Here is a 23,151-nt window from a genome sequence, read left to right on the forward strand (position 1 = left end):
GGACGAGGCTGTGACGTCGTGGTGACGCCCTACGGGGACGGGGGCGGGAGACTCGACTGCGTACGCATGTCTCCGTACGGGTGTCCGGAACCGGAGATCGAGGGGAGCCGATGGGGAACGGGGCGGGATCGCCGTGAAGAGGGCCCTGGGTGGCCGAACCGGCGCCGTGGGCAGGCCGGTTGCCGCAGCGGTGCCCCGGGTCCGGGGACGTGGCGACGATGGCGCGGGCGCCCGTGCGACCACGTCGGCCGCAGGGACCGTCGTGACCCGGACCGACGGCTTGCGGGGCACATCGAACGGCCCGCGTAGGCTGGGCCCCTGCGCGTTCTTCGTGGGGGACGCGGCGAGCTCTCCCTCCTCCGCCACCGCCGCCCTTTCCTCGACCGACCGACCCGAGTGAGGGAACGATGTCTCGACTCAGCCGCGAACAGAAGCGGGCACGCTCCGCTGCGGGGGCCGTGTCCCAGGAGGGTGCGGGCTCCGGGGTGACTCCGATCGAAGTCCATGTGCCGGCGACCGCGCGGGACGGGGTTCCGGGTGCCGGGGCGACCGTCGGCGGGATGCCGGTGGTCGCGGGGCCGGGGGAGCCGGTCCAGCAGGCGGTCCTGAACTACCTCCACCGCCTCGCGCTCGCCACGGGCCACCCCGTCCTCGCGACGGTCCACGACGAACGGATCGGCTTCGTCGTACCGATCCGGGTGTACGTCGACGGATCGAGCGAGTTCGCGGGCGAACCGGCGCGGACGGGGGCGCCCGGGGGCGCGGCCGGACCGGACGCACCGCTTTCGCACACTGCTGCCGTGTCCGGTGCCGGCCCGGCCGCGGCAGTTCCGCCCGCGCCGCCCGCGCCGCCGGGTGAGGGACAGCGTCCCGCCCGCGACAGGGCCACCCACGTCCTGCGGGCGGTGGAGACCCAGAAGCCGGACCCGAGGTTGCCCGAGGGCGCGGTACGGGACCTGAACGCGCCGTCGGCCCCGCAACCGCAGGAACAGGCCCCTGCCGAGAACCGTATGCCTGTCCCGGACCCGGTAGCCCCGCCGCCGCCCGGTCCCCCGCACATCCGGCACATGGCCCCCGAGCCGACGGCGCCGCCACCGCGGGCTGCTTCGACGGTCCCGGCTCAGACGCCTGCGCCCCTGCCGGAGGCGCCCGCGATCCGGCCGCCCGCGAGCCCGGCGACCGATGGAGCGGCGACCGCGCCGCAGTCTGCGGCGGCGTCGTCTCAGGCGTCCGCGTCCGCGCCCCGGCCTTCCGCGCCCCGGCCTTCCGCGCCCCGGCCTTCCGCGCCCCGGCCTTCCGCGGCCCCGTCGGTCGGCGGACCCGCCCCCCAACCCGCCCCGGACCAGCCACCCGCAGCCACGCCGACCGACTCCGGCGCCCCCGGCGCCTCAACCACCCCGACCGACCCCGCGACCAGGGTTCAGCCCCTCGGGCCGGCTCCGGCTCACCCCGGCGTCGGCGTCGCCACGTTCGTGCTGCGGGCCGTGCCCGGGGAGGCCGCCTTGATCACCACGACCTCCGGGCCCGACCAGGCGCTGCCGGATTCCTCCGAGGACGGCCTTCCGCTTCCGCCCGGCGAGCCCTCCGCGCCTCTGCCGCGGGCTCCCGGCACGGTCTCACCGCCCACTGGAACCTTCGGTCCCCCGCCCATCCCCGGCGCACCCCCCGCACCCGCCGACTTGGCGGAGCCGCCCACGTGGCCCGCCCCCGCGCCCTCGCCCGTGGAGGCCCCCGAGGTGGTCCTTTCCCCCACCGCCGACGTGGACTCCGATGTGGACTCCTACTCCGCTCCCGCCTGGAGGCCCACCCCGCCCCCGAAGACCGTGCCGGTCGCCGAGGTGGACGGGGAAGAGGTCAAGGAGCCGCCCGTCCGGGAGTTCGACTCCGTGGCCGAGGCCGTGCTCGCGCCCGAGTCGGGGGCCGTGCCGCCCGGCGGGGCCGGACCGATCGCGGAGCCCCTGGCCCGGATCAACGCGGCCGTGAAGCAGGGCCGCCTCGAGGAGGCCGCCGGCCTGGCCGAGCGTGCCGTCGCCGAGTACACCGCGACCCTGGGCACGGAGCACCCGGACGTACTGCGCCTGCGCGAACTCACGGCGTACATCGCCTACCTGGCCGGAGACGCCCTGCGCTCCTTCCACCTCTCGCTCGACCTGGCGCGCATCCGCCACCACTTGGGCGACCCGCGTGGCGCGTACGGCAACGTCCAGAGCGCGGCCGCGGCGTGGCGTGCCGTCCGCGACCCGATCCAGGGCCTGCACCTCGGCCGCGACCTCATCTCCGCGTGGTCCGTACTCGCCGCCGATGAGGGCCCCGCCGCCGACGACCTCGACCAGCTCGAACGCGCCCGCACTCGTATGGGACGCCTAGCCGCCCGGGCCCGCACCGCCGACGGCGAGCATCCCCACGCGCAGTAAGAGACGCGCAGCAAAAGACGCGCAGCAAGAGACGCGCAGTAAGAGACGCGCAGTAAGAGACGCGCAGTAGGAGACGCGCAGTAAGAGACGCGCAGTAAGAGACGCGCAGTAGGAGACGCGCTACGGCCTGGAATCCGCCGGACCGGACCCCGCCACCACACCGTCCGCCGTCGGCGCCGCGTTCACCGTCGTCGCGGTGCCGCTTGCGGCGGCGCCCGGTGCCCCGGTCTGGTTCCTGAGCGCCCGCCCCGCCCGGTGGGCCGCCCGCAGCGCGTCGCCGGTCAGCAGCGCCAGAGCCAGCCACACCAGCGCGAAGCCCGCCCAGCGCTCGGCCGGCATGGCCTCGTGGAAGTAGAGGATGCCCAGCAGGAACTGGAAGACCGGCGCCAGGTACTGGAGCAGACCGAGCGTCGACAGCGGCACACGGATCGCGGCCGCGCCGAAGCACACGAGGGGGAGCGCGGTGACCACGCCTGTGGCGGCGAGCAGCGTCGCATGCCCAGGGCCGTGGGAGGCGAACGTCGAGCCCCCGTGCGCCGAGAGCCACAGCAGATAGGCCAGCGCGGGCAGGAACTGCACGGCGGTCTCCGCGGCCAGCGACTCGATGCCGCCCAGACGGACCTTCTTCTTCACCAGGCCGTACGTGGCGAAGGAGAAGGCGAGACACAGAGAGATCCACGGCGGGCGGCCGTAGCCGATCGTCAGGACGAGGACGGCGGCGAACCCGACCGCGACCGCCGCCCACTGCACCGGCCGCAGCCGCTCCTTCAGGATCAGCACGCCCATCGCGATGGTGACGAGCGGGTTGATGAAATAGCCGAGTGACGCCTCCACCACATGACCGCTGTTCACGGCCCAGATGTAGACGCCCCAGTTGACGGTGATGACCGCCGCGGCGACCGTGACCAGGCCCAGTCGGCGCGGCTGTCGTATCAGCTCGCCCGCCCAGGCCCAGCGCCGCATCACCAGCAGCGCGACGGCGACCAGTACCAGGGACCAGACCATCCGGTGGGCGAGGATCTCCATCGCCCCGGCCGGTTTCAGCAGCGGCCAGAAGAGGGGAACGAGCCCCCACATCCCGTAGGCCGCGAAGCCGTTCAGCAGTCCTGTCCGCCGCTCGCCCCTCGACTTCTCGGTCACGGGCCCCTCCTTCTCGCGTGGCTGCTCCCGTGCAGCCTCCAAGAAGGTAGCGCGAGCGCCCCCGCCTGTCATGCCCGTATCGTCATACGGTCATGACAGGCGGAGGTCGAAGGTGCTCGGGGGCCCGGCTCGGGAGTTCAGCCCTTCAGCGCCACGGCGATCGATTCGGCGATCCGGGTGGTCGGGCGGCCGGTCAGCCGGGAGAGGTCGCCGGTGGTGACGGCGAGTTCGCCCTTCTCGATCGAGGCGTCCACGGCGGCCAGGATCGCGGCGACGGGCTCGGGGAAGCCGACGCCGGTCAGGATGCCGGCCAGGGTTTCGACGGAGACGTGGCTGCTCGCGATGTCCTTGCCCGTCTGCCTGCTCAGCTCGGCGGCGTACTCGGCGAAGCTCCACGCGGTGTCGCCGCTCAGCTCGTACGTCTTGTTCTCGTGGCCCTCACCGGTCAGTACCGCGACGGCAGCCGCCGCGTAGTCGGCACGCGCGGCCGAGGCGACCCGGCCCTCGCCGGCGGCCTGGACGACGGCTCCGTGCTCCAGGACCGGGGCGAGATGCTCGGTGTAGTTCTCGTTGTACCAGCCGTTGCGCAGCAGCACGTACGGCACGCCCGAGGTCAGGATCGCCTCCTCGGTGCCCCGGTGGTCGTCGGCGAGGGCGGCCTCCAGGCTGCCGGGGGCGCTGGTGTAGGCGAACAGCGCGACTCCGGCTGCCTTGGCGGCGTCGAGGACGACCTGGTGCTGGCCCACCCGGCCCTTGTCGAACTCGTTGCCGGAGATCAGCAGCACCTTGTCGCCGGAGGCGAAGAGGCCGTCGAAGGTCCCGGGGGCGTTGTAGTCGGCGACGGCGATCCGCACACCGCGGGCCGCGAAGTCGGCGGCCTTCTCCGGGGTGCGGACGACCGCGGTGATCCGCTCGGCCGGAACCTTCTCCAGCAACTGCTCCACGACGTGCCGGCCGAGGTGTCCGGTGGCTCCGGTGACGACGATGCTCATGATGTGGCTCTCCTTGTGGGGTGCGTCTGGCACTAACCCTAGGAGTGGCGCTAACTCAACGAAAGTACCCACTTTGAAGTAAGGTACTGGCATGACAGTAAGTGGCCCGGTCGTCGGCGGAGGCGACAACGACGCGGCGATGTGCCCCTACCGCCTCGTCATGGAGCACGTCACCAGCCGCTGGGGCGTGCTCGTCCTGATCGAACTCCTCGACCGCCCCCACCGCTTCAGTGAGCTGCGCCGGGCGATCGGTCAGGTGGCCCGGGTCAGCGAGAAGATGCTCACCCAGACGCTGCAGACCCTGGAACGCGACGGCCTGGTCCACCGTGACGCCAAGCCGGTGATCCCGCCCAGGGTCGACTACTCCCTGACCGATCTGGGCCGCGAGGCGGCGCAGCAGGTGCGCACCCTGGCGCAGTGGACCCAGGACCGCATGGCCGACGTCGAGGACGCCCGCCGGGCATACGACGCCCGCCGGGCGAGCGACGCCGGGGCACATGGCGGAGGCCGGTCACACGGCGGAGCCCGGTCACACGGCGGAGCCCAGCCGTACGACGAGGCCGGACGTGCGCCGGTGCCAGGGCGGCCACCGGGGCCAGGGCGGCCGCCGGGGCCAGGGCGGCCGCCGGGGCCGGGGGCATACGACGAGGCCCGGGCGGCCAAGGCGGCCCAGGCCTCGTGAGCCGCGTGGTGTCCTAGCCGACGACCGTCCAGGTGTCGCCGCCCGCCAGCAGCGCCGCCAGATCGCCCTTGCCGTTCTGTTCCACGGCGGCGTCGAGCTGGTCGGTCATCAGGGTGTCGTAGACGGGCCGGTCCACGGAGCGGAAGACGCCGATCGGGGTGTGGTGCAGGGTGTCCGGGTCGGCCAGGCGGGACAGCGCGAACGCCGTGGTGGGCGAGGCGGCGTGGGCGTCGTGGACGAGGATGTCCGCCTCGTTCTCCGGCGTCACGGTGACGATCTTCAGATCACCGGTCCGCGCATCCCTTACGACACCGCGGGAGCTCTCCGGGCCGAAGCGGATGGGCTGTCCGTGCTCCAGGTGGATCACGGCCTCCTCGGAGGTCTGCTTGTCCTTGAGGACGTCGAAGGCGCCGTCGTTGAAGATGTTGCAGTTCTGGTAGATCTCGATCAGCGCGGTGCCCGGGTGGGCGGCCGCCTGGCGCAGCACCTCGGTCAGATGCTTGCGGTCGGAGTCGACCGTACGGGCCACGAAGGACGCCTCGGCGCCGATCGCCAGCGACACCGGGTTGAAGGGCGCGTCCAGCGAGCCCATCGGCGTCGACTTGGTGATCTTGCCGATCTCGGACGTGGGCGAGTACTGGCCCTTGGTCAGACCGTAGATCCGGTTGTTGAACAAAAGGATCTTCAGGTTGACGTTGCGGCGCAGAGCGTGGATGAGGTGGTTGCCGCCGATGGAGAGCGCGTCACCGTCACCCGTGACCACCCACACCGACAGATCGCGGCGCGAGGTGGCGAGGCCCGTCGCGATCGCGGGGGCGCGGCCGTGGATGGAGTGCATGCCGTACGTGTTCATGTAGTACGGGAAGCGGGACGAGCAGCCGATGCCCGAGACGAAGACGATGTTCTCCTTGGCCAGGCCCAGCTCCGGCATGAAGCCCTGGACGGCGGCGAGGATGGCGTAGTCACCGCACCCGGGGCACCAGCGCACTTCCTGATCGGACTTGAAGTCCTTCATGGACTGCCTGCCGACGGCCCTGGGGACTAGCGAAAGCGCCTCGATCGTGTCCGTGCCTTCCGTGGTCGTCTCAGCCATCGATGGCCTCCTTGAGAGCCGCGGCGAGCTGCTCCGCCTTGAACGGCATGCCGTTGACCTGGTTGTACGAGTGGGCGTCGACCAGGTATTTCGCCCGGATGAGCGTGGCGAGCTGACCGAGGTTCATCTCGGGGATCACCACCTTGTCATAACGCTTCAGAACCGGGCCCAGATTCCGCGGGAAGGGGTTCAGGTGCCGCAGATGCGCCTGCGCGATCGACTCCCCGGCCGCGCGCAGCCGCCGTACCGCCGCGGTGATCGGCCCGTACGTCGAGCCCCAGCCCAGCACCAGGATCTTCGCCCCGTGCGGGTCGTCGACCTCGACGTCCGGGACCTCGATGCCGTCGACCTTGGCCTGGCGGGTGCGGACCATGAAGTCGTGGTTGGCCGGGTCGTAGGAGATGTTGCCCGTGCCGTCCTGCTTCTCGATGCCGCCGATGCGGTGCTCGAGGCCCGGAGTGCCCGGGATCGCCCACGGCCGCGCGAGGGTCCGCGGGTCGCGCTTGTACGGCCAGAACACCTCGGTGCCGTCGTCCAGCGTGTGGTTCGGCCCCTGCGCGAACTGCACCCGCAGGTCCGGCAGCTCGTCCAGCTGCGGGATGCGCCATGGCTCCGAACCGTTGGCCAGATAACCGTCCGAGAGCAGGAAGACGGGCGTGCGGTAGGTGAGCGCGATCCGCGCTGCCTCCAGGGCCGCGTCGAAGCAGTCGGCCGGGGTACGCGGGGCGATCACCGGGACCGGCGCCTCGCCGTTGCGGCCGAACATCGCCTGGAGCAGGTCGGCCTGCTCCGTCTTGGTCGGCAGACCCGTGGACGGTCCGCCGCGCTGGATGTCGACCACCAGCAGCGGCAGCTCCAGGGAGACTGCGAGACCGATCGTCTCGCTCTTGAGGGCCACACCGGGGCCGGAGGTCGTGGTGACGGCGAGCGAGCCGCCGAAGGCCGCGCCCAGGGCGGCGCCGATGCCGGCGATCTCGTCCTCGGCCTGGAAGGTCCGCACGCCGAAGTTCTTGTGCTTGGACAGCTCGTGCAGGATGTCGGAGGCCGGGGTGATCGGGTACGAGCCCAGGAACAGCGGCAGGTCCGCCTGGCGGGAGGCCGTGATCAGGCCGTACGACAGGGCCAGGTTCCCGGAGATGTTCCGGTACGTGCCCACCGGGAAGGCTTGCGTGGCCGGCGCCACCTCGTAGGAGACCGCGAAGTCCTCCGTCGTCTCGCCGAAGTTCCAGCCGGCGCGGAAGGCGGCGATGTTGGCGGCCGCGATGTCCGGCTTCTTCGCGAACTTCGACCTCAGGAACTTCTCGGTGCCCTCGGTCGGCCGGTGGTACATCCAGCTCAGCAGGCCCAGCGCGAACATGTTCTTGCTGCGCTCGGCCTCCTTACGGCTGAGGTCGAACTCCTTGAGCGCCTCGACGGTAAGGGTCGTCAGCGGCACGGGGTGGACGTTGTACCCGTCCAGCGTCCCGTCCTCCAGGGGGCTGGCGGCGTAGCCGACCTTCTGCATCGCCCGCTTGGTGAACTCGTCCGTGTTGACGATGATCTCCGCGCCTCGCGGCAGGTCGCCGACGTTGGCCTTCAGGGCGGCCGGGTTCATGGCCACCAGGACGTTCGGAGCGTCCCCGGGGGTGAGGATGTCGTGGTCGGCAAAGTGCAGCTGGAACGACGAGACGCCGGGCAGAGTGCCTGCCGGGGCGCGGATCTCCGCGGGGAAGTTCGGCAGCGTCGACAGGTCGTTGCCGAAGGATGCCGTCTCCGAGGTGAAACGGTCACCGGTGAGCTGCATACCGTCACCGGAGTCTCCCGCGAACCGGATGATCACCCGGTCGAGCTTGCGTACGTCCTTCGTGCCCGCCGGTTTGCGCTGCTCTCCCACGACGGCTTCGTCGGCCTGTTCCGCTGCACTGCTGACCTGGCTGGTCACTGAACTGGACCTCCCTCGAGGCGGCTGTCTGGGAGTGGCCGTCCCGCCGGCCTTCCCAGGATCAACCCTACGTCTGTAAGGGTCGCCTTCCTTCGGCCGTTCGGATGATGGACACCCTTGTGAGACGGTCCGCCGCCCTGACTTGTCATGATTTTCCAGCCCCCCCGGTGGTGTTTTCGAAGACGCTCCCTGCTCATGCTTCGGTTCTTGTGCCATGGCCTGACACAGTTTCAGTCGATTAGGAGTTGATATAGGTGAGGACGGCCAGAACACGCCGGTGATCCCCGTCGCTCTGGGACAGACCGAGCTTCAGGAAGATGTTGCTGACGTGCTTCTCGACGGCCCCGTCGCTCACCACGAGCTGCCGGGCGATCGCGGAGTTCGTCCGCCCCTCGGCCATGAGGCCCAGGACCTCACGCTCCCGCGGGGTGAGCGCGGCGAGCACATCCTGCTTGCGGCTGCGCCCGAGCAGCTGTGCGACCACCTCCGGGTCCAGCGCGGTGCCTCCCCGGGCCACCCGCACCACGGCGTCCACGAACTCGCGCACCTCGGCGACCCGGTCCTTGAGCAGATAGCCGACGCCGCGACTGGAGCCGGCCAGCAACTCGGTGGCATACCGCTCCTCGACGTACTGGGACAGAACCAGCACGCCGACCCCGGGATGCGTTTTGCGCAGCCGGACTGCTGCCCGCACTCCCTCGTCCGTATGGGTCGGGGGCATCCGCACGTCGGCGACCACCACGTCGGGCAACGCGCCGCCGTCCGCCAGGTCGGTGATGGTCCTGATGAGCGCGTCGCCGTCGCCCACACCGGCGACCACCTCGTGCCCGCGATCGGTCAGCAGCCGGGTCAGGCCCTCTCTCAGCAGCACTGAATCCTCGGCGATGACCACCCGCACCCTGTCCTCCACGATCCCTGGCCCCCGAGCCCCGTGTCTAAGGCCGTGCGTCCTGTGCGTCCGGCGATCTCCGGGGCGGCCCGTCGTCCCGCCACCCCCTCGGCCCCTCAGTATCGCGCGATCCGCGATTCCGCACGGGGGCTGTGGACAGACTGCCCGTTCGTGTTCCAGGGGGGCGGCCGGGGCAGGGGGCTGGGAGAGGAGACAGCCGGGGGATGGGGCCGGGGAGGGGCGACAGCCGCGGGAGGGGCCGGGACACGCAACGGTCGGGACACGCAACGGTCGGGACACGCAACGGTCGGGACACGCAACGGCCGGGGGAGGGGGCTGGACAGGTTACCGGGGTCGGCGAGTCGCGGGAAGGCGCAGCCCGGCGGGGCCGGCGAGATGTGGGAAGGCGCACGATGACGGGGCCGGCGAGCCGCGGGGAGGCGCACGCCGACGGGGCACGCCGACGGGGCACGCCGACGGGGCATGGGACAAGCAGCCCCTCAGATCACCCAAACCGGTGTCCCCCGCTCGCGTACGAGCAGGGGTCGGCACACCGGGGTGTCCTGGCCGGTCAGGCCGAGCGCCACGGCAGTTCCGCGGTGATGCGGGTCGGCCCGCCCGCCGGCGAATCCACCACCAGGACTCCGTCCACCGCATCGAGCCGCCCCGCCAGCCCGGCCAGTCCCGACCCGGCCGAGGCGTCCGCACGCCCCACTCCGTCGTCCAGCACCTGCAACAGCAGGCGGTCGTCCACCCGCCACACGTCCACCGTCGCCCGCGACGCCCGGGCGTGCTTGCTGACGTTCTGCAGCAGCTCCGACACCGTGAAGTAGGCGATCCCCTCGATCGCGGGCGCCGGCCGCGCCGGCAGATCCACGTCCACCCGCACCGGCACGGCGCACCGCGAGGCCACCGCCGACAGAGCCGCATCCAGTCCCCGGTCCGTCAGCACCGCCGGATGGATCCCGCGCGCCAGGTCCCGCAACTCCTGCAGGGCCGTCTTCACCTCGCCGTGCGCCTCGTCCACCATCCGCGCCGCCGCCTGCGGGTCGGCCGTCAGCTTCTCCTTCGCCAGGCCCAGATCCATGGCCAGAGCCACCAGCCGCGCCTGTGCCCCGTCGTGCAGGTCGCGCTCGATGCGCCGCAGATCCGCCGCCGCCGTGTCGACCACCACGCCCCGGTCCGACTCCAGCTCCACCACCCGAGACGCCAGCCGTGACGGCCCGAGCAGCCCGTGCACCAGCAGCCGGTCCACGGTCGTCAGGCCCCGTACGATCCAAGGCGTGGCCAGCGTGAACAGCAGTCCGACCAGCGCGGTCACCGTGATCTCGAACGGGTTGTCGAGATAGACGCTGTGCGTCTCGTCGCCGTACAGCTGAAGCCCGCCCTGACCGGCGTACATCGGAAACACCCAGAACCACAGCGGATACGTGAGCAGCGCCCACCCGCACGTCCACAGCGTCACCCCCACCGTGAACGAGAACGCCGCCCACGGGAACTGCAGCACCGTGTACAACAGGTGCCGCCACGACGTCCCGCTCTTGAGCATCGCCCCCACCCAGGCCATCGGCCCGCGCCGCTTCACCCGCAGCGGCTCCGGATCGGCCACCTCGAGTCCCAGCAGCCCCCGCGCCCGCGCCCGCTCCAGCGCCCCGAGCCCGCGGCATCCCGCCAGCGCCGCCGCCAGTACCGGGATCCCCAGGAACGTCACCAGCAGCCCCGCCCCGAGCGAGAACATCGTGACGCTGTACGTGAACATCACGATCCCGATCGGCAGGCTCAGCAGCAGGTAGCAGAACTCGGCCCAGCTGCGCCCCTCGACCGGCGCCCGCAGCGCGACCGGAAGCCGGTGCCGGCGCCCCCCGGCGTCCTGGGGTCCAGGGCCGTCCCACTCTCCGTACCCCTGCCCGTACTGCGTGGCCATCGGCGTCGTCCGTTCTCCTTGTCGTCCACCCCGGTGCGGTGGGCCTTCTGGCCCGGGCGCCGGCTCGTACCTCCACCCTGCTGCCCCCGCGCCCGCCCGGCCATGGAGCGGGTCGGCGTCTTGAACCGGGGGTTTTCCCCACCACCCGGAAACGCGCACGCACCCGGAAACGCGCACGCATCCCGAAACGTGCACGCATCCCGGAGCGTGCACGCCCCCCCCGCGGGGAGGCGGTTGCACACCCCTGTGTACGACCGCCTTCGTGACCCCCGGGCGGCACCGCTTCCACCAGCACGCACTGCCTCCAGCAGCACTACCTCCGCCGCGCCTCGCCCTCCCTGTCCCGCCACGGCAGCTCGGCCGTGATCGTCGTGGGGCCGCCCATCGGCGAGTCGATGACGAACAGGCCGTCGACCGCGCCGAGCCGTTCCGCGAGCCCCGACATGCCGGTACCGCCGTCCAGGCGGGCGCCGCCCCGGCCGTCGTCCCGCACCTGCATGAGCAACCGGTCCTCGGCCCGCCACACATCGATGGAGGCGGACGCCGCCCCGCTGTGCTTGCTGACGTTCTGCAGCAGCTCGGAGACCGTGAAATAGGCGATGCCCTCGATCGCCGCCGCCGGTCTTGCCCCCAGGTCCACGGTCACCTTCACCGGCACGGTGCAGCGTGTGGCGACCGCCGACAGCGCGGCGTCCAGACCACGGTCGGTGAGGACCGCCGGATGGATCCCGCGCGCGAGGTCCCGCAACTCCTGCAGCGCCAGCTTCACCTCGCCGTGCGCCTCCTCGACCATCGCCGCCGCCGAGTCCGGGTCCTCGAGCAGTTTCTCCTTGGCCAGTCCGAGCCCCATCGCCAGGTTCACCAGCCGGGCCTGCGCCCCGTCGTGCAGGTCGCGCTCGATGCGCCGCAGATCGGCCGCCGCCGTGTCCACGACCACCCCACGGTCGGACTCCAGTTCGGCGATGCGCCGCTCCAACTCGTCGGAGGGGGACAGCAGCCCCCGCACCATCACCCGGTCCACGGTCGTCAGCCCCCGCGTGATGAACGGGAGGACCGGCCACAGGAGGAACAGCGACACGAACGTCACCGCGAACGTCAGAATCCCCCAGGGCAGCCGGACGAACTCGTACAGGACCGTCCGCCACCCCACCGGGTCCTTCAGCGCCATCCACAGCCGCTGGAACATGCTGTCGGTCCTGTGCAACGGAAGCGGAGTCGGCTCCTCCACCTGCACCCCGAGCAGAGCCCTGGCCCGTGCCCGCTCCAGCCTGCCAAGCTGCCGCGCGCCCAGCAGCCCGGCTGCCAGCAGCGGGAAGCCGATCACGGTCACCGTCAGGCACGCACCCGTGAACGGCACCGTCATCACATACGTGAACCCGACCAGCGACACCGGCAGATTTGCGAGGAGATGCGCGATCTCGCGCCAGGTGTATCCGTCCAGGGCGAAGCGCGGGGCTGGCGGACGCTCGGCCTCCGGGGCATCGGGGTGGGTGGTGCGTTCGGTCCGTCGGCTCATATGGGCCGGCCTCGTTCACTCATGCCCGCCAGCCTGCCGCGCGGTGCGCCGCGACGCCATGAGGCGGCCCGCCCCGAGCCCGCTGGGGGAAACCCCACCTCGCCGGGACACCCGGAGCCCCTGCAGATCCCCATGGGATGCACTGAGTCCTCCTACGGATCCCCAAGCCCCTACGGACCCCCAGGGGACGACCTCAGACGTGAGCGGAGTCCCGCCCCGGGTGCGTGATCGGAGCCGCACGGGGGAGTACCAGAGCATCCCGAGACGCGACGGGCTGCTTACGCTCTCTTTAGCAGGGCCTAGACTCCCGTGCGTACAGATCGTCGAACACAGGGTTCACCAGGGTCACGAGGTCAGGGAGCGAGGGGCTGACGTGCCGGATCCGACCGCCGTCGCTGTCGTGGCGGAGACGGGGAGCGCGAGTACCGCCGCGTACGCCGGGAACACCGGGTATACGGGGAACGTCTTCGCGGCGGGCTACTTCCACTCCTACTCCGTCGTAGGGCTGCTCGCCGCCGTCGGCGTCCTCTTCGTCGCCGTCGCCTTCGGCGCGGGCCGGCTGCTGCGCCCCGTCGTGCCGACCCCGGAGAAACTCCTGACGTACGAGTGCGGCGTCGACCCTGTCGGCGAGGGCTGGGCCCACACCCAGGTCCGCTACTACGTCTATGCGTTCCTTTACGTGATCTTCGCGGTCGACTCGATCTTCCTCTTCCCCTGGGCGACGGTCTTCGCCGATCCCCGTTACGGCGCGACCACGCTCGTGGAGATGTTCGTCTTCCTCGGCTTCCTGGCCGTGGGACTGCTTTATGCATACAAGAAGGGCGTCCTGACATGGACGTGAACCCCTCGACTCCGTCGGCTCCCGAGCCGGTGTTCCTGCCGGAGCCGAAGCGGCTCGGCGCGCTCGCCCGTCTCGCCCCCGAGCCGATGAAGGTGGTCCTGAACTGGGGCCGCCGCTACTCGCTGTGGGTCTTCAACTTCGGCCTCGCCTGCTGCGCCATCGAGTTCATCGCCGCGTCGATGGCCCGGCACGACTTCATCCGCCTCGGTGTCATCCCGTTCGCGCCCGGTCCGCGCCAGGCCGACCTGATGGTGGTGTCCGGCACGGTCACGGACAAGATGGCCCCGGCCGTCAAACGCCTGTACGAGCAGATGCCCGAGCCCAAGTACGTCATCTCCTTCGGCGCATGCTCGAACTGCGGCGGTCCGTACTGGGACTCGTACTCCGTCACCAAGGGCGTCGACCAGATCATCCCGGTGGACGTGTACGTCCCCGGCTGTCCGCCGCGCCCCGAGGCGCTGCTCCAGGGCATTCTCAAGCTCCAGGAGAAGATCTCGCGCGAGTCGCTGGGTGAGCGGTACGGGTCGGCGCGGCCGTCCACCGCCGCCCTGCAGAGCGGCCTGGTCAAGGCGCCGTCTCCGGTCCCGGTCCCGGGTCCGGAGACGGACCCGGCGCCGGGCCGGACTGCCGACTCGGCCTCGGTCCCGGGGGTGGGGCGATGACCGCGATCGGCTGGCTGCCCGCATCCGCCGAGGACCTCTTCGGCCCGCAGGCCACGGCCGAGGAGTCGTACGAGGTCCTGACCGTCGACGTACCGCCGACGGACTGGACCGCGGCGCTGCGGGTCGCGCGCGACGAGCTGGGCTGCACGTACTTCGACTGGCTGAGCGCGGTCGACGAGCCGGGCGCGGGCCTGCGCGTCTCGGCCCACGTGGTGGCCCTATCCCCGGTACGCCGTCTTCTCGTACGTACGACGGTTCCGCACGACGCCCCCGTCCTCCCCTCCGCCGTGGGCGTCTACGCGGGTGCCGCCTGGCACGAACGCGAGACCCACGAAATGTTCGGCGTCGCCTTCGAGGGCCACCCGGCGCTGGACCACCTGCTCCTGCCCGAGAACTTCGAGGGCCACCCCCTCCGCAAGGACTTCGTGCTGGCGGCCCGGGTCGCCAAGGCCTGGCCCGGCGCGAAGGAACCGGGCGAGTCGGACCACGGCGGCCCCAAGCGTCGCCAGATGCTGCCTCCCGGTGTCCCCGACCCGAACGAGTGGGGCCCCCTGAAGGGCCAGCTTCCCCCAGCCCCGGCCCGGCCGGCCCGAGCCGCGGGCCGCACCGCGGGCGACCGCCCGGTGCGCCGTACCCGCACGGCGGAGGACGGCTCGGCCGACCGGGCCCCGGCCACGGACGACACCGCCCAGGCCCCGGCCGCGCCGCGCCGGGCCCGCACCGCCTCGGGGGGTTCCGCTTCACAGCGCGCAACGGAGCCGAGCACGACGCCTGCCACTCCGACGACTCCCGGTGCTTCTGGTGCTTCTGGTGCTTCTGGTGCTCCGGGTGCTCCGGGTGCTCCGGGTCCTGGTGGTCCGCGGCGTGCACGAAGTGCTTCGCAGGGTTCCGCTTCTCAGCGTGCCGAGGGTGGCGCTGAGCCGTCGGCTTCCACTGGTGCGCCCACTGGTCCGCGGCGTGTGCGCAGCGCGTCCGAGGGCTCCGGCTCGCAACGCGCGGGCGCGACGTCTGCCGAGGGCGAGACAGCCAAGCCCGCCACGGCTCCGCGCAGCTCGGACGCCCCCTGGCACCACGCCCGCCCGGCCTTCGGAGAGTCCGAACCTGCTCCCGAACCGCCGACCAAGGCGAAAGCCGAGGGCGATGCTGCCGAAGCGAAAGCGCCGGCCGAAGCGAAAGCGCCAGCCGGAGCGGAAACGGCAACCGAAGAAGCAACGGCAACTGGAGCGGAAACGGCGGCCGGAGCGGAAACGGCGGCCGGACCGGAAACGGCGGCCGAAAAGGCAAGGGCAGGCGAAGCGGAAACGCCGACCGGAGCCGAAACCGGAGCGTCCGAGCCCGCGCACCCCGAGGAACGCCCCACTCCCGACGAATCCCCCGTCCCCGAAGAACCCCCGACCCCTGACGACACCGCCGGAGGCACGCAGTGAACGGCGCTCTCGACGTCGCCCTGCGACTCCTCGTCGTGTTCGCCGTCTTCCTCACCTTCCCCCTGATCATCGGTCAGACCGAGCACAAGGTCATGGCCCATATGCAGGGCCGCCTCGGTCCGATGTACGCCGGTGGTTTCCACGGCTGGGCCCAACTCGTCGCCGACGGTGTGAAGTTCGCGCAGAAGGAGGACGTGGTCCCGACGGGTGCGGACCGCCGCATCTTCCAGCTGGCCCCCGCTGTCGCGCTGCTCCCGTACCTCCTCGTTCTCCTCGCCATCCCGATCGGCCCGGGCCAGGGCGCGGTCGGCCAGGTCGTCGACGCGGGCATCTTCTTCGTCCTCGCCGTCATGGGCGTCGGCGTCCTCGGCTCGCTCATGGCCGGCTGGGCCTCCGCCAACAAGTTCTCCCTCCTCGGCGGCCTTCGTACCGCCGCCCAGCTCCTCGCCTACGAGTTGCCCATGCTGCTCGCCGCCGCGTCGGTGGCCATGGCGGCGGGCACTGTCTCGCTCCCTGGCATCGTCGACGCGTTCAAGTGGTGGTGGGTGCCCTGGCAGATCGTCGGCGCGCTCGTCTTCTTCGTCGCCGGCCTCGCCGAACTGCAACGCCCGCCCTTCGACATGCCCGTCGCCGACTCGGAGATCATCTTCGGCGCGTACACGGAGTACACCGGCCTCCGTTTCGCCCTGTTCCTCCTCGCCGAGTACGCCGGAATCGTCGTCCTGTGCGGCCTCACCACCGTCCTCTTCCTGGGCGGCTGGCACGGCCCCTGGGGCGCCGACGGCCTCGGCTGGCTCTGGACGCTCCTGAAGGCAGCGGTGCTGGCCTTCGTGGTCATCTGGCTGCGCGTCACCTACCCCCGCCTTCGCGAGGACCAGCTCCAGAAACTCTCCTGGACCCTCCTCGTCCCCCTCTCCCTCGCTCAAATCGCCCTCACCGGCATCGTCAAGGTGGTGATCTCCTAATGGCCCCCATCCCCGGCTCCGGCCTCGCCAAGGGCCTGGCCGTCACCCTGCGCACGATGACAAAGAAGTCCGTCACCGAGCAGTACCCGGACGTCCGGCCCGCCCTTCCGCCGCGCAGCCGCGGCGTCATCGGCCTGTTCGAGGAGAACTGCACGGTCTGCATGCTGTGCGCCCGCGAGTGCCCGGACTGGTGCATCTACATCGACTCCCACAAGGAGACGGTCCCGCCGGCCGCCCCCGGCGGCCGTGAGCGCAGCCGCAACGTCCTCGACCGCTTCGCCATCGACTTCTCCCTCTGCATGTACTGCGGTATCTGCATCGAGGTCTGTCCCTTCGACGCCCTCTTCTGGTCCCCGGAGTTCGAGTACGCCGAGACCGACATCCGCGACCTCACCCACGAGCGCGACAAGCTCCGCGAGTGGATGTGGACCGTGCCGGCCCCGCCCGCTCTCGACCTCGCTGCCGAGGAGCCCAAGGAGATCGCCGCCGCCCGCAAGGCCGCCGAGAAGCTGGCCGCCGCCCAGGCCGAACCGACCCAGCCGCAGGAGGGAGAGTCGTGAGCCTCGCCTCCGCCGCGCTGACCGTGGCCGCCGCCGCACCGCACGGCTTTCTCTCCCCGACCGGCGTCGAGATCACCTTCCTGCTCGTCAGTGTGGTCACCCTCGCCGCGGCGCTCGTCACCGTCACCACCCGGCAACTGGTGCACGCCGCCCTGTGGCTCGTGGCGACCCTCGGCGGGCTCGCCGTCGAGTACCTGCTGCTCACCGCCGAGTTCATTGCCTGGATGCAGGTCCTCATCTACGTCGGTTCCGTCGTCGTCCTCCTGCTGTTCGGTCTGATGCTCACCAAGGCCCCCATCGGCCGCTCCCCGGACGCCGACTCCGGCAACCGCTGGGCCGCCCTCACCGTGGCGGTCGCCGCCGCGGCCGCCCTGGTCTGGGTTGTCGTCGACGCCTTCCGCACCACCTGGATCGACCTCGCCGGCGCCCCCTCCGGCACCACCAAGATCACGGGCGCGAGCCTCTTCCAGTACTGGGTCCTCCCCTTCGAGGCCCTCTCCGTCCTCCTCCTCGCCGCCCTGGTCGGCGCGATCGTCCTGTCCCGCAAGGCCAAGGGCGAAGCGACCACCACCGCGAGCACCCCCGCCGTCCCGGGCACCCGGAGCGAGAAGGAAGGCGTCCGCTGATGCACCTCGTCTATCCCGCCGTGCTCTCCGCCCTCCTGTTCTGCACGGGCCTGTACGGCGTCCTCGCCCGCCGCAACGCGGTCCTCGTCCTGATGTCGGTCGAGCTGATGCTCAACGCCGTCAACCTCAACCTCGTCGCCTTCGACGTCTGGCTGAGCAGGACCGCCCGCGAGACCCTGCACTCCGGTCAGGCCCTGACCCTGTTCACCATCGCCATCGCCGCCGCCGAGATCGGCATCGGCCTGGCGATCGTCCTCGCCGTCTACCGCAACCGCGGCACCTCGGACATCGACAGACTCCGCGACACCGCCGAGGGCCACGAAACCGACGCACTCGCGGCCGAGAAGGCCGAGGCCACCGCGTGACCACCACCACCCTCGCCGTCCTCGTCCCTCTCCTTCCCTTCCTGGGCGCCGCAGCCGGCCTGCTCCTCGGCCGCACGGCCCCCGGCTTCGTCCGCCCGCTCGCCGTCCTGCCGACCCTCGCGTCGCTCGTACTGGCCGTGCTGGTCGCCGCACGTCAGGGCGGTGGCCAGGCCGTCGACTCGGCCACGGAGCTCACGCCCACCGGCTCGGTTCCGATCGAACTGGCCCTGTACATCAACGGCTTCGCCGCCCTCGTCGCCGTGCTGGTCGGCGTCGTCGCCTCCTGCGTGCAGATCTACTCGACGGGCTACCTGCGCGACGACCCGCGCTACCCCTCGTACGCCGCTCTCGTCTCCCTGTTCACCTCCGCGATGCTCCTGGTCGTCTACTCCGGTGACCTGATCGTGCTGCTGGTCGGCTGGGAAGTCATGGGCATCTGCTCCTACTTCCTGGTCGGCCACTACTGGGAGACCCCGGAGGCCCGCGCCGCCTCCATCAAGGCCTTCCTGGTCACCAAGCTCGGCGATGTCCCGTTCCTCATCGGACTGTTCGCACTGGGCACCGACGCCGGTTCCTTCCGCATCACGCACGTCCTCGGCGCCGTCGCAAGCGGCGGACTGCACCAGCCGACCCTGATCGCCCTGCTGCTCCTGGCCGGCGTGGCGGGCAAGTCGGCGCAGTTCCCGCTGCACACCTGGCTCCCCGACGCGATGGCCGGCCCGACCCCCGTCTCCGCGCTGATCCACGCCGCGACGATGGTCGCCGCCGGTGTCTACTTCATCGCCCGTCTCCTTCCGGTCTTCGAGGCCTCCTCGGCCACGATGGTGGTCCTCGCCGTGATGGCCGGCGTGACCATGGTGGGCTCCGCGCTCGCCGCGCTCGCCCAGGACGACATCAAGCGCGTCCTCGCGTACTCGACGATCGGCCAGCTCGGTTACATGACCGGCGCCCTCGCCGTCGGCGAGCGGGGGGCCGCCGTTTTCCACCTCCTGTCCCACGGTGCCTTCAAGGCGCTGCTCTTCCTCGGCGCCGGCGTGATCATCCACGCCGCCGGCACCAACTCGCTGGCCGCCATGTCCCGGATGAAGGACCTGCGCGCCCGCGTCCCCGACGCCTACTGGACGATGACCGTGGCGCTCCTCGCGCTCGCCGCCATCCCGCCGTTCTCCGGCTTCTTCTCCAAGGAGTCCGTCCTCGGCGCCGCCGAGCACGCCGCGACCGGTCACACCGCTCACGCTCCGGGTGCCGCGGGCTGGACCGTCCTCGTCACCGGCCTGCTCACGGCCCTGCTCACCGCCGCCTACGCGACCCGCCTGTGGCTGCTCGCCTTCCGCGGCCACGGAGCCGAGGCACCCGACCACGGCAAGCAGCCCCTCGTCATGAACGCCGTGCTGTGGGTGCTCGCCGTCCCGTCGCTCGCGTTCGGACTCGCGTACCGCGTCCTGCCCGGCTGGTTCGACGGCCGTGACCTGACACCGACGCTCACCACCTCCGTCCTCGGCACGGGCCTCGCCCTGGTCGGCGGGCTCATGACGTACGGCGCCTGGCGGCACACCACCGCGGTCGCGGACCGCTTCCCGCTGGGTGCGGTCGCGGCCCACCCCGAGGCGGACGCCGGCCTCGTCGAGGCCGAGGCCATCGCGAGCCACGCGCCCGCGTACGGCGACGTGGCCTACGCGCCCGACCCGGCGGATCCGGGCCGCCTCCTGCTCGGCCCGCTGCACCGCCACGCGGCTGTCGGCTTCCACCTGGACGCCCTGTACGACGCTCTCTTCGTCCGCCCGGTCAGGGCGGGCGCGAGCCTCGTCCAATTCCTCGACCGCGAGGTCGTCGAGACCTACGTACGCGGTGCGGGCGCCCTACCCCGCCTGCTCGGCGCCGCCGTACGGCGTGCCCAGACCGGCAATGTGCAGACCTATGTGAGCGCGCTGCTCGCCGGCACCGTCGTCCTGGCGGTCGCCGTCCTCCTCGTCGCCACGGGAGCGTGAGCAGGCGTGATCGATATCAGCGAGTCCGTGATGCAGTTCCTTCTGGCATTCATCGTCGTCGTGCCGCTCATCGGCGCGCTCGCCGCCCTCCTGCCGGCCCCGCCCGGACTGAAGGGGAAGTCGCCCGAGCAGGCCGTGCTGCGGCACGGTGTGACCGTCACCGGTGTCGTCCTCATCGCCGCGATCGCCCTGGCGCTCGGCTTCGACCACGACCACCCGTCGAAGATGCAGGCCACGACCGACATCAGCTGGATCCCCGCACTCGACGTGCGGATCCACCTCGGCATCGACGGCATTTCCCTCCCCCTTCTGGTCCTGACCGCGCTGCTGACCTTCCTCTGCGCGCTGTACTCCTACTTCAAGACGCCTTCGGGCCCGACCCCGAAGGCCTTCGTGGCCCTCCTGCTCGTCCTCGAGTCCGGCACTCTCGCGACCTTCGCCGTCCTCGACCTGCTCCTGTTCTTCCTCGCGTTCGAGATGGTCCTCGTCCCGATGTACTTCCTCATCGCCCGCTGGGGCGGTGAGGGGCGCACCCGGGCTGCCTGGAGGTTCATCCTCTACACACTGCTCGGCTCCGTCGTCATGCTGCTCGGCCTGCTCCTGATCGGAATCAAGGCGGGCACGTTCGACATGGTGGCACTCGCCACTGACAACGGCCGGTCGCTCACCACATCCGTGCAGGTCATCGCGGTTTTGGCGATCGGAATCGGGCTCGCGGTGAAGACGCCGATGTGGCCGCTGCACAGCTGGCTGCCCGACGCCCACACCGCCGCGCCGACCGTCGGTTCGGTTCTGCTGGCCGGTGTCCTGCTGAAGATGGGAACGTACGGGTTCGTCCGGATCCTGCTGCCTGTCGCGCCCCACGGCTTCCACACCTTCGCGCCGTACCTCGCCGCCTTCGCCGTCGTCGGGATCATCTACGGATCCCTCGCCTGCCTCGCTCTCGCCAAGCGGGGCGCGAAGGGCGACCTCAAGCGCCTCATCGCCTACTCCTCCGTCGGCCACATGGGCTTCGTGCTGCTCGGCATCGCGACGACGACGCCGACCGGCGTGAACGGAGCACTGTTCGCCAACATCGCCCACGGCCTCATCACCGGCCTGCTGTTCTTCCTGGTGGGCGCGCTGAAGGACCGCACGGGCACCACCGACCTCGACACCCTCGAGGAGACCGGTGCCGCCCTCTACGGCAAGGCCCCCCGCCTCGGCGGCCTGCTCGCCTTCGCCGCCGTCGCCTCGCTCGGCCTGCCCGGTCTGGCCGGGTTCTGGGGCGAAATGCTGGCCCTGTTCGGCGCCTTCAATCCCGCCGCCGACCTCAGCCGCCCCGCCTTCCTCACCTTCATGGCGATCGCCGCGTTCGGCACGCTGCTCACTGCCGCGTACATGCTCGTGGTGGTACGGCGAGTGTGCATGGGTGCCGTCCCGCAGGAGGCCCCGAAGCTCGCCGACGTCCACACGTACGAATTCGCGGCCTGGACGCCGCTCGTCGCCCTCACCGTCATCGCGGGCCTGTGGCCGAGGGCCCTCCTCGCCCTGACCGACCCGGCCGTGCAGCAGCTCCTCGCAGGAGGCACCCGATGAGCTCCCTCGTCCAGTCCGTCGACTGGTCGGCGATCGCGCCGCCCACCATCGCGGCGGTCGTCGGACTCGTCGTCCTCGTCGCCGACCTCTTCATCGGGGAGCAGAAGAAAGCACTCCTCGGCTGGCTCTCCGTCGCGGGACTGGCCGCCGCGGCGCTCATGCTGCTGCCCCTTCTGCACGGAGACCGTGCCACCTTCTGTCTGACCGGTGCGCCGCACGTCTGCAGCTACACGGCGGACCGTTTCACCGTGGTGATCCAGTTCCTCGTCCTCGGCGGCGCCCTCCTCGCGGCGCTTCTGTCCGTCCCCGCCCTGCGGGACGTCAAGAAGGAGCTCCCCGAAGGGGAGTTCTGGTTCCTGCTGCTCTCCTCCGCGGCCGGTGCCGCCCTGCTGCCCGCCTCCCGCGACCTGGCGACCCTCATCGTCGCCCTGGAGGTCGCCTCCCTGCCCGCGTTCGCCCTCGTGGGCATCAGATACGGCGACAAGCGGTCCTCCGAAGCGGCCCTGAAGTTCTTCCTGTCGTCGGTCACCGCGACCGCGGTGAGCCTCCTGGGCATCAGCTTCGTGTACGCGTCCACGGGCACCCTGTACCTCACCCAGGTCGCGGGCAGGATCCAGCACGTGAACGGTCAGCTGCACACGCTCGCCCAGGCGGGTGTCGTCCTCACGCTCGTGGGCTTCGCCTTCAAGACGGCCGCCGTCCCGTTCCACTTCTGGGTGCCCGACACCTACGTGGGCGCGCCCCTGCCGGTCGCCGCCTACCTGTCGGTCGTCGGCAAGGCGGTCGGTTTCTCCGGTCTGATCCTCATCACCGTCGTCGCCCTCCCGTCGTACTCCGACGTGTGGGGCCCGGCGCTCGCCGTGCTTGCCGCCCTCACCATGACCGTCGGCAACGTGGGCGCGCTCCGCCAGCAGGCCACGCGCGCGTACAGCGCCGTACGCCTGCTCGCCTGGTCCTCCGTGGGCCAGGCCGGCTACCTGCTGGTGCCGATCGCCGCGGCCGCATACTCCAAGGACGCATCGAAGGCGATCGGCTCCACCGTCGCGTACGCCCTCATGTACGCGGCGGTGAACCTCGGCGCCTTCGCCGTGGTCGCCCTCGTGGGCCGTACGAGGGCCCGAAACCGACTCACCGACTACCGCGGCCTGTATGCGTCGAACCCCCTCGCCGCCCTGACCCTGGCGTTCTTCCTGCTCTGCCTGGCAGGCCTCCCGCCGGGCATCATCGGCCTCTTCGCGAAGGTCACCGTCTTCTCCGCGGCCGTCCACGCGGGGCTCGGCTGGCTCGCCGTGGTGATGGCCGTCAATGTGGTGATCGCGCTCTTCTACTACCTACAGTGGACGGCCCTGCTCTTCCGCGCACCCGAGGGGGCGCCCGAGAGGCACCCCGTCCCCGCCCCGCTCACGGCCGCCATCGCCCTGACCGCGGTGCTGGGCGTCGTCCTCTCCGGAGCACCCCAGCTGGTGCTCCGTTTCTCCGCCACCGGCCTGTTCTGACGGACGCCCTCACGCGCGCGGGCACATACGACGCGGCACGCGCGCGTGCAGGGCGCCACCTCACCCGGACGG

At 71.3% G+C, this 23,151-nt stretch carries 18 protein-coding genes and 1 pseudogene; 12 read left to right on the forward strand and 7 right to left on the reverse strand.

Features of this window, described 5'->3' with window-relative positions:
• Positions 1–485: 485 nt before the first annotated feature.
• Positions 486–2,414, forward strand: a complete 1,929-nt coding sequence (locus AAW14_RS28110; RefSeq protein WP_265566761.1) for a tetratricopeptide repeat protein — start codon at positions 486–488, stop codon at positions 2,412–2,414.
• A 120-nt stretch (positions 2,415–2,534) separates the two neighbouring features.
• On the opposite strand, the gene rarD is transcribed toward AAW14_RS28110, so the two are convergent.
• Together rarD and AAW14_RS28120 are read right to left on the reverse strand one after the other, a co-directional pair.
• Positions 2,535–3,554, reverse strand: a complete 1,020-nt coding sequence (gene rarD / locus AAW14_RS28115; protein ID WP_265566762.1) for an EamA family transporter RarD — start codon at positions 3,552–3,554, stop codon at positions 2,535–2,537.
• Positions 3,555–3,691: 137 nt separating this feature from the next.
• Positions 3,692–4,546, reverse strand: a complete 855-nt coding sequence (locus AAW14_RS28120; protein WP_265566763.1) for an SDR family oxidoreductase — start codon at positions 4,544–4,546, stop codon at positions 3,692–3,694.
• Positions 4,547–4,637: 91 nt separating this feature from the next.
• Here AAW14_RS28120 and AAW14_RS28125 point away from each other — a divergent pair.
• A pseudogene (locus tag AAW14_RS28125) lies at positions 4,638–5,033 on the forward strand (winged helix-turn-helix transcriptional regulator); the annotation flags it as partial.
• 208 nt (positions 5,034–5,241) lie between these two features.
• Here AAW14_RS28125 and AAW14_RS28130 read toward each other — a convergent pair.
• The 5 genes from AAW14_RS28130 to AAW14_RS28150 form a co-directional block, all read right to left on the reverse strand.
• Positions 5,242–6,321, reverse strand: coding sequence for a 2-oxoacid:ferredoxin oxidoreductase subunit beta (locus AAW14_RS28130; RefSeq protein ID WP_265566764.1), 1,080 nt, complete (start codon positions 6,319–6,321; stop codon positions 5,242–5,244).
• Positions 6,314–8,242, reverse strand: a complete 1,929-nt coding sequence (locus AAW14_RS28135; RefSeq protein WP_265566765.1) for a 2-oxoacid:acceptor oxidoreductase subunit alpha — start codon at positions 8,240–8,242, stop codon at positions 6,314–6,316. The genes AAW14_RS28130 and AAW14_RS28135 overlap by 8 nt, the downstream gene beginning before the upstream one ends.
• A 238-nt stretch (positions 8,243–8,480) precedes the next feature.
• The gene (locus AAW14_RS28140) at positions 8,481–9,140 is read right to left on the reverse strand and encodes a response regulator transcription factor (RefSeq protein WP_322741133.1); all 660 of its coding nucleotides are present in this window, start codon (positions 9,138–9,140) and stop codon (positions 8,481–8,483) included.
• Between the two features lie 562 nt (positions 9,141–9,702).
• Positions 9,703–11,055: a sensor histidine kinase gene (locus AAW14_RS28145; RefSeq protein WP_265566767.1), complete on the reverse strand. Its 1,353-nt coding sequence runs from the start codon at positions 11,053–11,055 to the stop codon at positions 9,703–9,705.
• 313 nt (positions 11,056–11,368) lie between these two features.
• Positions 11,369–12,571 carry a sensor histidine kinase gene (locus AAW14_RS28150; protein ID WP_265566768.1) on the reverse strand — a complete coding sequence of 401 codons (1,203 nt, stop codon included), beginning with the start codon at positions 12,569–12,571 and terminating at the stop codon, positions 11,369–11,371.
• Between the two features lie 373 nt (positions 12,572–12,944).
• Here AAW14_RS28150 and AAW14_RS28155 point away from each other — a divergent pair, with 373 nt between their 5' ends.
• Genes AAW14_RS28155 through AAW14_RS28200 form a run of 10 tightly spaced genes read left to right on the forward strand, consistent with a single transcriptional unit; the run spans position 12,945 to position 23,079 of the window.
• Positions 12,945–13,412 carry an NADH-quinone oxidoreductase subunit A gene (locus AAW14_RS28155; protein WP_416223389.1) on the forward strand — a complete coding sequence of 156 codons (468 nt, stop codon included), beginning with the start codon at positions 12,945–12,947 and terminating at the stop codon, positions 13,410–13,412.
• Complete coding sequence (locus AAW14_RS28160; protein WP_265566769.1) at positions 13,403–14,074, forward strand: NADH-quinone oxidoreductase subunit B; 672 nt, start codon at positions 13,403–13,405, stop codon at positions 14,072–14,074. The genes AAW14_RS28155 and AAW14_RS28160 overlap by 10 nt, the downstream gene beginning before the upstream one ends.
• The gene (locus tag AAW14_RS28165) at positions 14,071–15,501 is read left to right on the forward strand and encodes an NADH-quinone oxidoreductase subunit C (RefSeq protein WP_265566770.1); all 1,431 of its coding nucleotides are present in this window, start codon (positions 14,071–14,073) and stop codon (positions 15,499–15,501) included. Before AAW14_RS28160 ends, AAW14_RS28165 begins: the two co-directional genes overlap by 4 nt.
• Complete coding sequence (locus tag AAW14_RS28170) at positions 15,498–16,466, forward strand: complex I subunit 1/NuoH family protein (protein ID WP_265566771.1); 969 nt, start codon at positions 15,498–15,500, stop codon at positions 16,464–16,466. Before AAW14_RS28165 ends, AAW14_RS28170 begins: the two co-directional genes overlap by 4 nt.
• Positions 16,466–17,026 carry a NuoI/complex I 23 kDa subunit family protein gene (locus AAW14_RS28175; protein ID WP_265566772.1) on the forward strand — a complete coding sequence of 187 codons (561 nt, stop codon included), beginning with the start codon at positions 16,466–16,468 and terminating at the stop codon, positions 17,024–17,026. The genes AAW14_RS28170 and AAW14_RS28175 overlap by 1 nt, the downstream gene beginning before the upstream one ends.
• Positions 17,023–17,652, forward strand: a complete 630-nt coding sequence (locus tag AAW14_RS28180) for an NADH-quinone oxidoreductase subunit J (RefSeq protein WP_265566773.1) — start codon at positions 17,023–17,025, stop codon at positions 17,650–17,652. Before AAW14_RS28175 ends, AAW14_RS28180 begins: the two co-directional genes overlap by 4 nt.
• Positions 17,652–18,017 (forward strand): NADH-quinone oxidoreductase subunit NuoK, encoded by a 366-nt coding sequence (gene nuoK / locus AAW14_RS28185; RefSeq protein WP_265566774.1) that lies wholly within the window; start codon positions 17,652–17,654, stop codon positions 18,015–18,017. Before AAW14_RS28180 ends, nuoK begins: the two co-directional genes overlap by 1 nt.
• On the forward strand, positions 18,014–20,005 hold the full coding sequence (locus AAW14_RS28190) for an NADH-quinone oxidoreductase subunit L (protein WP_265566775.1): 1,992 nt from the start codon (positions 18,014–18,016) through the stop codon (positions 20,003–20,005). The genes nuoK and AAW14_RS28190 overlap by 4 nt, the downstream gene beginning before the upstream one ends.
• A gap of 6 nt (positions 20,006–20,011) precedes the next feature.
• Complete coding sequence (locus AAW14_RS28195; RefSeq protein ID WP_265566776.1) at positions 20,012–21,583, forward strand: complex I subunit 4 family protein; 1,572 nt, start codon at positions 20,012–20,014, stop codon at positions 21,581–21,583.
• Positions 21,580–23,079, forward strand: coding sequence for an NADH-quinone oxidoreductase subunit N (locus AAW14_RS28200; RefSeq protein WP_265566777.1), 1,500 nt, complete (start codon positions 21,580–21,582; stop codon positions 23,077–23,079). The genes AAW14_RS28195 and AAW14_RS28200 overlap by 4 nt, the downstream gene beginning before the upstream one ends.
• The last annotated feature ends 72 nt before the right edge of the window (positions 23,080–23,151 follow it).

The organism is Streptomyces hygroscopicus, assembly GCF_026168105.1.
In the GTDB taxonomy this organism is placed as follows: domain Bacteria; phylum Actinomycetota; class Actinomycetes; order Streptomycetales; family Streptomycetaceae; genus Streptomyces; species Streptomyces hygroscopicus_D.

Coding starts and splice junctions, on each gene's coding strand:
- AAW14_RS28145 (WP_265566767.1), bottom strand. CDS start 11,055: ATGGCCACGCAGTACGGGCAGGGGTACGGAGAGTGGGACGGCCCTGGA.
- AAW14_RS28150 (WP_265566768.1), bottom strand. CDS start 12,571: ATGAGCCGACGGACCGAACGCACCACCCACCCCGATGCCCCGGAGGCC.
- AAW14_RS28165 (WP_265566770.1), top strand. CDS start 14,071: ATGACCGCGATCGGCTGGCTGCCCGCATCCGCCGAGGACCTCTTCGGC.
- AAW14_RS28120 (WP_265566763.1), bottom strand. CDS start 4,546: ATGAGCATCGTCGTCACCGGAGCCACCGGACACCTCGGCCGGCACGTC.
- AAW14_RS28175 (WP_265566772.1), top strand. CDS start 16,466: ATGGCCCCCATCCCCGGCTCCGGCCTCGCCAAGGGCCTGGCCGTCACC.
- AAW14_RS28160 (WP_265566769.1), top strand. CDS start 13,403: ATGGACGTGAACCCCTCGACTCCGTCGGCTCCCGAGCCGGTGTTCCTG.
- AAW14_RS28130 (WP_265566764.1), bottom strand. CDS start 6,321: ATGGCTGAGACGACCACGGAAGGCACGGACACGATCGAGGCGCTTTCG.
- nuoK (WP_265566774.1), top strand. CDS start 17,652: ATGCACCTCGTCTATCCCGCCGTGCTCTCCGCCCTCCTGTTCTGCACG.
- AAW14_RS28200 (WP_265566777.1), top strand. CDS start 21,580: ATGAGCTCCCTCGTCCAGTCCGTCGACTGGTCGGCGATCGCGCCGCCC.